Origin of the sequence: Sellimonas caecigallum, assembly GCF_019754295.1 — a bacterium.
Classification (GTDB): domain Bacteria; phylum Bacillota; class Clostridia; order Lachnospirales; family Lachnospiraceae; genus Sellimonas; species Sellimonas caecigallum.
Window position 1 is genome coordinate 1 of record NZ_VIRV01000023.1, and the last position, 14,086, is coordinate 14,086.

Annotated in this window: 7 protein-coding genes; 5 read left to right on the plus strand and 2 right to left on the minus strand. The window is 35.4% G+C overall.

What is annotated here, in order from left to right:
* A partial coding sequence (locus tag FLB61_RS11600; RefSeq protein WP_221920252.1) for a relaxase/mobilization nuclease domain-containing protein occupies nt 1-1,478 on the minus strand: 1,478 nt, incomplete at its 3' end.
* On the minus strand, nt 1,465-1,848 hold the full coding sequence (locus FLB61_RS11605) for a plasmid mobilization protein (RefSeq protein ID WP_221920253.1): 384 nt from the start codon (nt 1,846-1,848) through the stop codon (nt 1,465-1,467). The genes FLB61_RS11600 and FLB61_RS11605, both read right to left, overlap by 14 nt.
* A 364-nt stretch (nt 1,849-2,212) precedes the next feature.
* On the opposite strand from FLB61_RS11605, the gene FLB61_RS11610 reads away from it, so the two are divergent.
* From FLB61_RS11610 to FLB61_RS11630, 5 genes are read left to right on the plus strand one after another with little or no spacing between them, the layout of a single operon-like run.
* Complete coding sequence (locus FLB61_RS11610; RefSeq protein ID WP_008975969.1) at nt 2,213-2,401, plus strand: transposase; 189 nt, start codon at nt 2,213-2,215, stop codon at nt 2,399-2,401.
* 45 nt (nt 2,402-2,446) lie between these two features.
* Nucleotides 2,447-5,566, plus strand: a complete 3,120-nt coding sequence (locus FLB61_RS11615) for a UvrD-helicase domain-containing protein (protein ID WP_221920254.1) — start codon at nt 2,447-2,449, stop codon at nt 5,564-5,566.
* A gap of 1 nt (nt 5,567) precedes the next feature.
* Nucleotides 5,568-8,222 carry a hypothetical protein gene (locus tag FLB61_RS11620; protein WP_221920255.1) on the plus strand — a complete coding sequence of 885 codons (2,655 nt, stop codon included), beginning with the start codon at nt 5,568-5,570 and terminating at the stop codon, nt 8,220-8,222.
* Nucleotides 8,223-8,235: 13 nt separating this feature from the next.
* Nucleotides 8,236-11,604 carry an SNF2-related protein gene (locus tag FLB61_RS11625; RefSeq protein WP_221920256.1) on the plus strand — a complete coding sequence of 1,123 codons (3,369 nt, stop codon included), beginning with the start codon at nt 8,236-8,238 and terminating at the stop codon, nt 11,602-11,604.
* A gap of 2 nt (nt 11,605-11,606) precedes the next feature.
* Nucleotides 11,607-14,084 (plus strand): helicase-related protein, encoded by a 2,478-nt coding sequence (locus FLB61_RS11630; RefSeq protein ID WP_221920257.1) that lies wholly within the window; start codon nt 11,607-11,609, stop codon nt 14,082-14,084.
* Nucleotides 14,085-14,086: the final 2 nt, after the last annotated feature.

Below are 14,086 nucleotides of genomic sequence, written 5' to 3' on the forward strand. Positions count from 1 at the left end.
TCGTGAGCACGGGCTTCGGAGTAGGCTTCATATTGAGCATGCTTCTGCTGATAGAGGGCTGTTCGCTCAGCTTTGATATTTTTCAGGAATGGAAATTTCTTTTGCCCTGTAAGCTCCTGTAGCTCTCTTCTAGCAGCTTCATAGAGCATGATTTCAGCACTGTGTTCTTCGCGAAATTTCTTTCGATTTGGTGACTCCAGGAACTGCTTATACACATTTTTGTTCTTGAGAAGAGTAAGCCTGGCTTTGTACATTTTATCGATTTTATGAAGCTTTGCTTCCGTCTCTTTCAATGCAGTATGGGTTTCTTTTACATGAGCTTTAGAGGATGCACGAAGGGACTCTAATTCATCCGAAGAGAGTCTATTTGAAACTAGGAAATTTGTAGTAGCAGCCATCTTTTGCAGATTGCTTCTATTAACGACTGTGGCATATGCAGGACTCTGCTGTGCCTTTTCGCAGGTGCTGATATCTGTAATTTTACCGATGGATTCCTGGGCAGGTGCAGTTAAATCTGGACGTTTGCCGGATGGTTTTCGATAAGAATTCTGCTGACTTACAATGAATCGCTGAATGAAATCTTTTTCGAAATCAGTACCAAGAGAACGACCTCGAATTGGCTTTTGTCGATCCGGTGTAAGGTAACTGATGGAACCTCTGCTTTCATGGACCTCGATGCCATATTTTTCAAAAAGCTTCTTCTGAAAATCATCCATAGACTGGGAATCCAGCATGGTATCGGTGATGACTCTTCGAAGAAATCCTTTCTCAGTTTCATATTTCTTCGGCAGCTTATCCGGAGTGGGAGAGAGCGCTGCTTCAGCATCCAGCTTTGCATGTCCGCGACGCTGTGCCCAGTATTCTCTGTCAGTAATTCGTACCTTTGCAGGATTCAGAAGATCCACCTGATAGAAGGCTTCCTTCTGGCACATGAGCATGGTCTCTGACTTCAGATATTCCAGAAAATCTTTCGTTACATGATGCTTATGACCGGCAAGAGAATCACCTGGTCGTTCCATAAAATCCTGTCTGGTTACATCAAATGCTCGAACACTGTTGATGACAATGTGCACATGAATATTGCCTGCAGAGTTGTGTCCGTCAGGATGTGTACAGACAAGAGTCTGATGCCCAGGGAAGTTCTTTTGGGCAAATTCCATGCCCAAAGCCTGGGCCTGTTTCGAAGTCAATCCGTTGTCATCACGGTCTCTTGGATCGAAGCTGATGATATAATGATGAGCTTTGATTTCTGAACTTTTCTTATTCTTTCCATAGCGAAGATTCAGAACTTCACACTCACGTCCAAATGAAGTCGGATCGCAATTGATGCCCTCGATTATGAAGCTTTCTCTTGGAATTCTCTTTCCGTTTTCATCCAGAATAGGCTTGCTAGTAAACTCATCGTGCTTGGTAGTCAGGTAATCGTAAGCTGCATCATAGTTGGAATTTTTAATTGCGATATGTTTAATTACAGCCATGATATTCACCTACCATTTCTTTTAAAGTATCACGCATCTCATACAGTTCTGAAATACATTCTTTGATGTCTTTCCACATTTGGTTCGTCATTGTTCCGCTATCATTTAAGTAAGCTGCAATCTGATTAAGGTTATTACCGCAGGCTCCCAGGTTACGGAAAATCTGCAGAATTTCCGGATCATTGAAGACTACTTCGATACGTTTTTTGATGATGGGCTTTCTGCTGGTGAGAAGCTTGCGAACATAATCAGATAATGTCATATCTGCAGATGCAGCTTCTGTCTGAAGCACCTCATACAGCTCCTTTGTCATTCGAAAATGGAAGTTCACTTCCTTGGATGGTGGGAATTCTTTCTTCTTTCTACCCATGTATTTTTCCTCCTTTTGGTAAGCTGAAGGCTTCCAAAGACCGCATCTATGATGCTATTGCCGTGGGATTGGGGAACGGAATCCCCAACAAGTTGCCGATGCTCAAAAATTTTTTTTGTAGCACAAGGCGAAACTTGCTCTAGTTATACCGAATTTTGTACTTATGAAAAGCCTTCTATATTACCTGTGGTCACATTTTTTCAGCTGCGTTTCCAGAAAAAGAAAGAAATATGATTAAAAGAGCTAGAAAGTGCTGAAGGTGTCGCCTACGGGCAACACCTTCAAATTGACTTTGGGCGTGGTTTGGCGTATAATTTAGTTTGGTGTAATTGTACAATTTTTGGCGCGTATAAAGGGAAAAATTATGGAATACTTATCACTTAGACAAACGGCAGAAAAATGGGGACTTTCCATTAGAAGAGTACAAACATTGTGTAGTACGGACAGAATACCTGGTGCTACAAAGATTGGTTCATATTGGGCGATTCCGGTTGATGCGGAAAAACCAAGGGATGAAAGAATAAAGAGTGGTAAATACGTAAAAAGAGTATAACAGTATTACACATAGTATCTACTGTTTTGATAAAGGAGAGAGTCCATGGCAGTTGTAGTAGATGTAAAGTCTTCTTATAAAGGAGAACAAAAAGTAAGGAATGCTATAGAAGAATTTTTTACTGATGATACAGTTGTATATAACAATCGAGAGGTGAATGGAAGAGAATATGACATATGTCTATTAGTTAAGGATGTATGTGTATTTATTGTTGAAGTAAAAGGATGGCTTGCAAGTAAAATCAAAGTTCACGGAGTAGATGAAATAGAGGTAGAGGGATATGAAGAGTGGCAAACCTCTCCTAAAAAGCAAGCAAAATCATATTGCATTCAGTATTTTTCAAAAATAAAAAAACAATTTGGATCAAGCCCATTAGTTGTAGATTTCGTTGCATATCCTTTTATAACTAAAGAACAGTATTACAGCAGTAGATTGGATATTATTTCAGAAGAACAATTTACAATTTTTGAGGATGATTTGCAGGATCAGAATTCTTTAAAGAGAAAATTTCAAGCTGCTTTTGATGAGAAAAAGGGCATACCACATGCAGAATTGGATGCAGAGTTTTTAGGTCGAATTAGAAGGTTTGAAGAACCTTCTTTTGATGATTCGAGCGCTGAAGAGTTCAATCAGGTATATTCTGAGTTGTCAATTTTTCCAAATACTGTCGATGAGGAACACATAAAGAAAATTATTACAGCTTATTTCAAAGGGATAAAGCAAATACTATTTGTGTCTCAGAAATCTACATTTGATGCATTCTTGCGAGAATTAGATTCAACATATAAAAAAGAAAACATTGAGCCAGGAGACAAGGTAAAAGTTGGATATAAGAATGGTGTAGATCTTAAAAGAGTAAGTGAGTTGTATAGAACGTTTAATTTTGAAATTTATCTGATTGAGGGATTAGGCGCGCAATGTGGAGAAAACATCACTATTGAAGAGGGAAGAGTATCAGATAATACGGGCTTGCTGTCTTGGATTGCAAATCACTCGAATTTTAATTTTCAACAGTATTGTGTAGAACATGCATTACCGGAGAAAAATACTCTGGTAGAAGCAGGAGCAGGAACTGGAAAAACATACTCTATGGTTTCTAGAGTCGCGTATTTATGTAATAAAAGAAGAAATAATATTTCGTGTATTGAAGATGAACTCGCCATGGTTACTTTTACAAATGATGCTGCAATCAATATGAAAAAACGATTAAAGCAAATGTTTGTAAACTATTATATTTTGACCGGAAAAGAGTGTTATCTGCAGTATGTTGAGGGAGTCGATCGAGCAAACATTTCTACAATACATAAATTTTCTTTGGAACTTTTGAGAAGTGCGTCTTTTTATACAGGATTAGGTACTACTTTCAGAATTTTATCTGACGAATATGGACGAGCAAAAATATATGATTTATATCTTAGTAAGCTTTTAGAAGAAAAAGAGGAAGAAAATTCCAATTTTATTAGTGAGATTCCGGTTCCGATTTATGATTTGAAGAAAAAAATAATTGGAATAGCAGATCGTTTACTTCAGAAGAGTGTAAATTTAGTAGATATTAAAGCGGAAGAAATGGGAACGACTATAGATAACACATTACCGTATTTCAATGAAATACTTCAGAATGTGGTTTTCCCTGCAGAAATAGAATATCTTTCAGCTATGAATGAAAAGAATGCAATGGATTTGAAAGAATGTATTATTCTTCTAAATCAGGTGCTGGCTTATGGTGCTGATAATATTGTCAATTTGAAGCTGAGATATCTATTCATTGATGAATTCCAAGATACAGATGATGTACAGATTGAAACATTTCAGAAACTCCAGAAGTGTATTGCTTCAGATTGTAGGCTGTTTGTAGTTGGCGATTTGAAGCAGAGTATTTACCGCTTCAGAGGTGCTAGGCTGAGTGCGTTTGATCAATTGAAAGAATACAAAAAATATGAGTGGGAGATATTCCATCTAAATATTAACTATCGTACAGATGCAAGGTTACTGGATTTGTATGATTCGATTTTTCAAAAAATGGGGGAGGATGGGTATCTACCTTATAACAAAGATAATGATCGTCTTTCAAGTGGAAAAATATTTGAGAGTGATGATAATGAGCTTTTACAGTGTGTTCCATGTCATGGAAAAGATCAGGATGTATTTTTTGATTGCTTGTTTGACATCTTAGATATCCAAACCCGAAAACTAAGTGAAATCATAAAAAGAGAAAAAGATAAGGGAAAGAAACTAAGCATAGAAGAACGTACTATTGCAATCTTAGTGCGTAGTAATTGGCAAACAGATAATATTTTAAAAGAGGCGAAGAAGAGGTCGGTAAATATTGAAATTAAATCTGGTGGAGATTTGTTTCAATTGGAGTCTACACAAGACCTGTTTAAGTTAATTCTAGCAATAGAAAATGCGCAAAATCCAGTTTACCTTGTGAATTTTATAGAATCTAATTATACGGATTTAACTTTGGATTATCATAAATTTCATGGGCTGTCAGAAAATGAAAAACTTCTTAAATTGAATAGAATTCTTGATGAGTTTTTTATGCTTAGGATGAAAAAAAGCTGGCAAGAAGTGTTAAATGAAGTGTATGCAAAACCAGTATTATTTGCACTGAAACATATTTATGACGCGTTAGAGCCATGGAAGACTTATAGTAAGAATTCGATAGAACAATCCTTCTATATGGAAAACTATGATTATCTGTTGGAAAAGATAATAAAGTTTGCGAAAATTGATTCTTTAACTATCAATCAAATATCAAAATACTTGGAGATTAATATTTTGAGTAGACAGCAGGAACTCTCTCGGATGCCAGAAGTTGATGAAGATGGGATCCATATTATGTGCACAACAGTACATAAATCAAAAGGTCTTGAGTATGGAACTATTGTGCTCCCATATACATCGGAAGATATAGGGGATATTCGAAAAGTAAAATTGGACGCAAATTATTCTAAATCAAAGTTGGCGTATACGGTTCAGTTTGAAAACAAAGTTAGAGAACGTAATTCAAATTATGATGAAAAAATAGAAAAGGATGAGCAGATTGCTGAGGAGTCTAGAATTCTATATGTTGCTCTAACGAGAGCAATTAGAAATTGTATTTGGATTATGAATTTAGATAGAAGCGTTCCTATTAGTTGGGGAACATTAATGGAGGAGTAAGATGTCAATTGTAATCTATACATACCACGATCCATATAAAATAGATCAAGAACCATATTGGGATGAGATTAAAAATTGTCCTTACTTTTGTTCGGCACAGACATTAGTCAATGGTTTGCGAAGCCACTATAAGGGAAAATTTGATGGTGGACGTGTTTCAACTGTAAAAATTCTTACAGACTCTCTTTATGCTGATTGGGCAAGTCCTGCGTGGATTGTAAAGCAACATACTGATATTGACAATATAATTAATTCTGGTTTTTCAACGGATCTTTCAGAGTCAGAGCGAATCAATATCGGCAAAGCTTTTCTGTTTAACAGAGATGATGTGTTTGCAAGCATTAGAACAATGTTTGAATTAAATGTGGATCCAAGCGCAATATTAAAAGATAAACTTACAAAAGAGCAGAGATTCATTTGGGGTATATATCAAAAAATACTTGCTTCCGAAATGAAAAAAGATTTCTATCTTGCTCAAAGTTTAGCAGAAGAAGAAATTGATGAAGGAGTGCGTAGGGCCATGATGGCAATACAAGAGGATTATGATTTTTCGGATGTCAATCTGGATACGATTGTTATTCATGGAGTACATCAGTTTAATCCAATTACGCTTCGGGCCATTGATGAATTACAGAAATATAAAAATGTTATTCTGCTATTTAATTATCAAAAACAGTATAAGAACGTATATCAAACATGGTTTGATATATATTCCGCATTTGACTGCAAAATAATCGATTATGATCGAAATGAATTCTTAGCAACAGATTCATCAACGGTAAGCTATAGAGGAAATGTTTTGGCTGATCAGCTTGGAAAGCTTGTTAATGGACAAAGGAGAGCAATCACTGTAGACGAGCCGTATGAAGTAATCGAGTTTGATAACATGACAGAGTTTGCCGGCTATGTTGCAGATATTTTTGAGGAAGCAGAACGAAAGGATCCTCAAAAACCTATGCATCATATGAGAGAGCAGATTTATGCGGCAAATAGTTCTGCGAATGATATATTGAAAATTTATTTTCCGGAACAATTTGGGGAACGCCAGTTTTTGAATTATCCAATAGGGCATTTTTTCCTTGCAATTGCAAATATGTGGGATCCGGAAAAAAATGAAATTTTCATATCAGATATAAATGATGTCAGAGAATGTCTTGGAGCAAATATTCTTTCAGAAGATGTACCGGGACAATTGGTATCAATTTTTGGAAGAATCCAGGCTTTGTTTGATGGGTGTGTGTCAATCAAACAAATGAGAAAAAGATTGAAATCGCTGAAAAAGAATATGAAATACATTACAGATTCATTAGAACAAGAATATGTGAGTCATATATCTTATTACGCTGTTACAAGGAATGAAATAGAGAAGCTTAGTGGTGCATTAGAAGAATTGGAAGATATAGCATCTCATTTTTATGAAGATTTTGAGAATACTACACACAATTTCCGAGAGTTTTACAGAAAATTGAAAAACTATTTGCAAAGCGATATTTTAGGAGATCGTGAGAATTCAGAAGAGTTCGCAGATATTTTGAGAAGAGTTTTGTCAAGGTTAGAAGAAGTAGAGAGTATTGATGCATCGGCTTCCTTTGAATGCTTAAAATCCACGATGTCCATTTATTTGCTTCAAGAATCAAAACCAGGGAGAAGTGCTAACTGGATTGTGCGTAATTTCGAACAGATTGACGGTGATATTCTGCGAAGCGGTCATGAAGATCCGAATATTATCTATCACTTCGCTTGTCTTGAAGATGAGGATGTGGGCGCTGTAAAAAAAGCAGAATTTCCATGGCCGCTAAATGATGAATTTTTTGAAGTGGCCCAGAACCCGGTTGATTGGAAATATCAAGTTTATGTTAAGTGCTGTAATGAATACAAAAATTTTAAAAGGTATGCACTGATTTATGGATTGGAATTTAATCGTGCCAAGTTCAAATTATCTTATGTGAAAAGAGACGGTAATAGAGAAAGAGAACCTTATTATCTTCTTAATATATTGGGAATCAAAAAGAAAAAGTATTCAAGCCATAAGGTATCAAAAAGACTTGAAAACACTTCACATATTGAAATAGAAAATGGAGCAACTGGTTCATTTGATGCATATGACTATTATCGTTATCGCATATGTAAATATAGATTTTTGATGGAGTCATTAGTTGAGAGTAATACAGTATATAAAGACAATTTTCTTCTGCTAAAATATCTTGAGGTGATGCTCGAAAATGCAATCAAGGAGGATATGCAAGGAAAGCCAATTAGTGAGGCAATCCTAATTGATAAGTTGGATGAAAAATATGAAGAGCTAAAGAGATTTTTCCCATTTGCTCAAAGTGTAAATCGAATGGATGTTATTAACAATATTCGAAATAGATTGGTGAGTGGGAAGGCAAAGAAGTTTTCAGTGTTATCTTCAGAAGAGCATCGTTACATGATGATTCGAGAGTTATTTATCCATAAAAAACTAGAGAATTCGAAAAATGCTGGCGTGGATATAATGCAAGATAAGTTTCCGAATGTTAGCGCGGAACAGATAGCTGAGAAACTGAATCAGGAGATGCTTAAGGGAGTAGACTACATGGTTAATGTCGATGCATGGTGTCAATTCTGTGCAAATCGAGAATTGTGTACTGCTTACTATAGCAAATCAAGAGATTGATTGGAGAGATGTTATGTTGGTAGAAAAAATGTATGTAAGATGTCCTGCCGACAAAGAGAGTATGACAGACCCTCGTGTATTTGTGTGTGGACAGATTACAAAAGTGGACCAATTTAAGAAAACAGTTAAGGTGAGAATATATGATCCATTAAGTTATTTGATGTTTTTTGAAAATCTTCCAAAGGGAGAAATAGAAATTCCACAAAGCATGGCCCAGCGTTGTACATTCTTTCTGGGATCCAGTGTATTTGCCAAGAATCGTCGATGTAAAGTTTTATCCTGTGTACGAGCAAAAGATCAGTTTTATTACTATTATTTGCAGGATGAAGAGAGTAAGGAGATATTCCGCCAATGTGAGAAAAATATAGTTGCAGCATTTAACAACGGGAGAGTGGATCCTACAGAGCAATTAAAACGGTATGAATTTCAAAATCCATGTTGGTATTTAGGGCATTCAATTGTATCCAAAAGCATGAATGTCTTAGATAATTCTATTTATGGTTTTAAAGAATTGGCGGGTTCTAAAATATACTTATTACCTCATCAGGTGAATTCTATTATGAGATGTTTGCAGGAAGAACCTTGCCGTTATATGCTTGCCGATGAAGTTGGAATGGGAAAAACAATAGAAGCTATTTCTGTTTTTAAAATATATATGAAAGACAGAAGTGATAAAAAAGCATTGATCATTGTTCCAGAGACTTTAAAGGAACAGTGGATAACAGAACTGTTTTTGAAATTTAACATTGAGCAAGGTAAGGATAGTAATCACAATTGCGTGGTTGTGAAAACCATAAGTGAAATTAGTCTGCTTGATCAAAACACTAGTTGGGATTTTGTAATCATAGATGAGGTACATAGATATCTTTCAGATTCCGGACAATATGAGTCTATTCATAATATTAGTAGGAGAACAAGAAATATTTTGTTATTGAGTGCAACACCAGTTCAACAAAGAAGAGCTGAATATTTGGGTTTGCTCAGATTGCTTTTGCCAAGCAAATATGATTCGTTTACGGAGGAAAAGTTTGGTAAATTAATAGACAAACAGAGCCATATTATACAGAAAACAGCACTTATCCTCGATGATTTAAGTGATTTTGAGGGGACAATAGACGATGCAATTGATGAGGAAGAAGACCCTCATGAATCTGAAGATTGTCAGGATTTGTTCGAAGAGATTCAAGAGGGATTAGAAGAAATCTGTGATGATTTAGATGATAGCAGATTGAATGAGTTATTTGAGGCGATTTCATTTGAAGAAAATGATCTGGGTGTATATGCGATTAAAGTTATGATTTCGTATATATGCAGTAATTATCAGATTGAAAGTAATATTATCAGAAATAGAAGAAAGTTATTAGAAGTAACTGAAGATGAAGAAAGATTACTGCCAATTCGAGAATTAGAAACACAGACATATGAATTAGATAGTGATAAAAATGTATACGAGGCATTGACATATGAATTATTAAGTAATTGGATTTTAGAGATTACTAAAGAAAATAGTCAATGTGTTGAGTCGATTATTAGGCCGTTATTAAGTGCATTTTTTAGTTCTCCATGGGCTTTTGAAGATGCTATCAAGGAAGTGGAGCAAAAAGGCATTCATGTAAGTGAAGGGATTAAGATTAATGCCGAAAGATGGAAAAGTTTTGAGCAAAATATAATAAATGAAATCTCTAAAGTGATTGATGATCCTGATTACTATTTGGACTTCTATTCAACCAGATTACTTACGGTTATTAATGCAGTTTATGAAGAACTGTTCGATCAAAAAATTGTATTGTTTACTAATTACAAGGGAACATTTGATGCTTATCGAAAGATATTAGAAGGCATTTTTTCGAAGGAAGAGGTTAGTTTCTTTGGAGCTGGTATGTCAAAGGACGAGATCGAACTAAATGCTTATAGATTTCAAAATGATAGAAGTTGCAGGATAATGCTTTGTGATTACACTGGTGGAGAAGGAAGGAATTTTCAGTGTGCGGATTATATCGTCCACATCGATCTTCCTTGGGACGCCAATATGATTGAGCAGCGAATTGGTCGATTGGACCGATTAGAAAGAGATCCTTCGAGACCAATAGTTCATTCTGTTGTGATTTATACATTGGAAACATTTGAAGAAGCATTGTTTAATTTCTGGAACGAAGGACTAAAGATATTTACTCAATCTTTAAGCGGAATGGAAATCATCATGAAGGAAATCAATAGTGAAATAATTTCTGCAATTCAGAATGATTTCAAACATGGCCTTTTTGAAAAAATTCCTGGAATTATAGAGTCGGCTGATGAAATGCGTGCAACCGTTAGAAAAGAGCAAAATTTCGATGCGGCAGGATTTATTTATCGACCAATGTACAACGAATTGAAACGCTTGATAGATTACTACTCTCAAAACGAAAATGAGCTGTTTGCGAATACAATGACAAGTTGGGCAAGTTTAGCAGGATTTCATGGTACAACAAGTAAGCTAGGAATAATTACGTATTCCGCAAGTTCGTTTGTTCCTAAATCAGCGATAAATGCTTTACTTATTCCACCTAGATGGAATGAATATTTGAATTCAGCACAGAACGCTTTTACTACTCGTGTTCAAGGAGCATATGATCGTTCGAAAGCAATCAAAAATGTTGCTGGTTCAATAAGAGGTACATTTATTAGAAAAAAAGCTATTGAAAATGATTACCTTCATTTCTTTGCACCAGGGGATGCCGTTTTTGATTGTATTGTTGATAATGCGATTCATTCTTGTAAAGGGCAAGCTAGTGCTTTCGCGTTTCAGTCCAATCTAGATTGGACAGGATTAGTGTTTACGTGGTCACTGGCACCAAACATTGATTATCTTATGGATAATGGTGTTTCTGTCTATGCGTTAAGCCCGTATAGAAATTACTTGATGTCTGAGCAAGTTGTTGTTGCTGTTTCGATAAAGAACGATGATGAAATCGACGACTATCAAGTTGTTCGAGAGTATATGCGCCTTGTGGAGTCTGGATTCAAGCCCCAAAATGTTGTGCATCTTGGGAAACGTGGAGGTGGACATGGATTCTTAAAAGATGAAATAGATGGAATGAGCAATATTGAGTGGTTTAAGCAAGAGTATTCCGAAGAAAATTGGATTGATTTAGTAGACAACGCAAAAAAAGAAGCTTCAGAGAAGGCAATGGATGTTTTTGTACGAAGATCCAATATACGTGGAGCTAGAGAAGAAATGGAAAGGACACTTTCAGCAAGAGCTGCGAATGCGGATTATTTTGGTATCTCGCAAGAAGGGCTTGAAGAATTAAAAGAGACTCAGGCTATTATTCTAAATGCAATAAAGAGACCAAGATTAGTTTTAGAATCAGCTGCGTTTGTATGGATGGGTAAAAACTGAGAATGAATAAAGAAACAATTATTGATCGAATGCAATCATATTTTTCTGGAGAGAATCAGAAGCCTGAGTTTGATACCGGTATAGAAATGGATGCATTGCAATCATTTTATGTTAGAACTGCAAAACGACTCGTGATAGCGAATGAATTGCAAAAGAAAGATACAATCTATAGGGATGATTTTTTTATTGCACTTCGAGACTATTTGTTAGTGTTTGAAACATCACTTTCTCTTAGTAATGTTATTATTCCTGACGATAATCCGTATGCAATAAAAAAGGATGTGGCTAATGGAAAATACTACGCTACGTTTCAATTTCCGGAGGGAGTTTCTTCAGAATTGGCAGAATCTGCGTTTATGAGGAGTTATTCTTCAGAAGATGTGAAAAAGGATTATAATTTGACTACAGATTCATTGATATATTCGCTTACCGGATTTTCTGCTTTTAAATCTATGTCTCAAAAACTAGCAGTTTACGGAGCGTTGAGAACACCTGATGGTTATACGACATTGGTAGCGTTACCGACTGGTGGTGGAAAAAGTCTTATTACACAGATGTTGGGATATCAGACAGAAGGATTAACAATTGTAGTTGTTCCAACTGTTTCTTTAGCAGATGATCAGATTCTTGCCGCGAAACAGATTATTAAAAGCAAAACTGTGGATCAAGAGGTGTTTTCTTATAAAAGCGGTGTACAAGTTACCCCAATCATAAATGCTATTCAAAATAGAACTGCACGACTACTGTTCATTTCACCAGAAGCGTTGATGAATAATCAAGCTTTTGAAAGTGTTTTAAAGGTGGCAAATAAGCAGCATTACATAAAAAATATTGTAATTGATGAAGCTCATATTGTGGTTGATTGGGGAGGATCATTCAGAGTTGATTATCAATGCTTAGAGGCGTGGAGAAAAAAATTATTGCTAAATAATCCAGGTATTAGAACGATTTTATTATCTGCCACATTTGAAAGTAAAAGCATTGAAATACTGAAAAAGTTATTTTCTGATGGAAATAAATGGATTGAAGTACGATGCGATGAATTGCGGCATGAGCCAAGATATATCATATTGAAGGAAAAAGGATATAAAAATAAAGATAAAAAGACTATAGAATTAGTCAGAAAATTACCACATCCAATGATCATTTATGTTGCTCGGCCTGATGATGCAGAAAGAGTGAAAAAACTGTTATGTGACAATGGAATCAGAAATACTCGAACATATACAGGTTTAACAAATAATGATATTAGGGAGCAATTGCTAAAAGAATGGAAAGCGAATAAGTTTGAAATAATGATAGCAACTTCTGCTTTTGGGGTTGGTGTAGATAAGCCGGATGTTAGAACAGTATTACATCTTTATATTCCACAAAATCCTAATGCGTATTACCAGGAGCTTGGACGTGGTGGACGAGATCAATTACCATGCTTAAGTGTAATGTGTACATATGTAGATGATCTTAAGTTTGCATTTCAGAGAATTAGTAAACGTGTTATGACTACAGAGAAAATAATTGGACGTTGGGATAGCATGTTTAATAATAAGTTGTCAATTAGAGATGGCGCTATTATTCATATAAATACTGCTATAAAACCTAATTATCATACAAAAGATGAATGGGATGATAGACCGGTATCGGATGCCGATATGAATTGGAACATTTATGTGTTACTTCTTTTAAGGCGTTATGGTTTGATTGAAATCATTGATATTACTAATGACAATGGTATTTATATTTTTTCAATTAGCATCGAAAATGATCTTTTGTTAAATAAAGGTGATGAACAAACTCTCTTGATTGAAGAAATACGTTCGCAGGAATGGGCATACTATAATGACGCATATCTGACGATGGAAAGAGCGATAACTAGAAGTGAGGGTAAATGTTGGTCTGAAATGTTTTTTGATACTTATGACAAAGTGTATGAGTATTGTGCAGGCTGTAATGCACACTTAAGAAAAAACAGTGGAGACACTCTTGCATTTCCACTAAAAAAGAGCATAAAGGCCCCTATTTCTGTAGTCGAAATGGATCAGAAAAAGATTTTTGAATCACAGGATGAGTTGATTGTTCTTGCAGGTTCAGAGGAAAAGAAGAAAGTAATTAAATTTTTAGAAAGTCAAAGATTATCTACACTTGTTGCATCTAGCAGTCAGCTTCAAGAGATTGACTTTTATGGAAGTGTTTCTGATGGAAAAACGTTATTTGTTGTAAATTCAGGTGACTTAAAAGAGTTGTTAAAAAAAGGCAACTATTACTTTGTATCTGGAATGGTTGCTATTCTTTATCCAGATGATGAAAGTGAGGTTTTTGAGATATATAAATTAGTCACAAAATATTTGCAACACAAATTAGGAATACATATTGTACATATCCTTTCTGAAAACTTTTTCCTGCCAGCGATTGGGAAAAGTATTTCAGATGTAATTGAGGGAAGAGTTGTGTTGGCAAATGATATATGTGCTGAGATGAGGTGAAA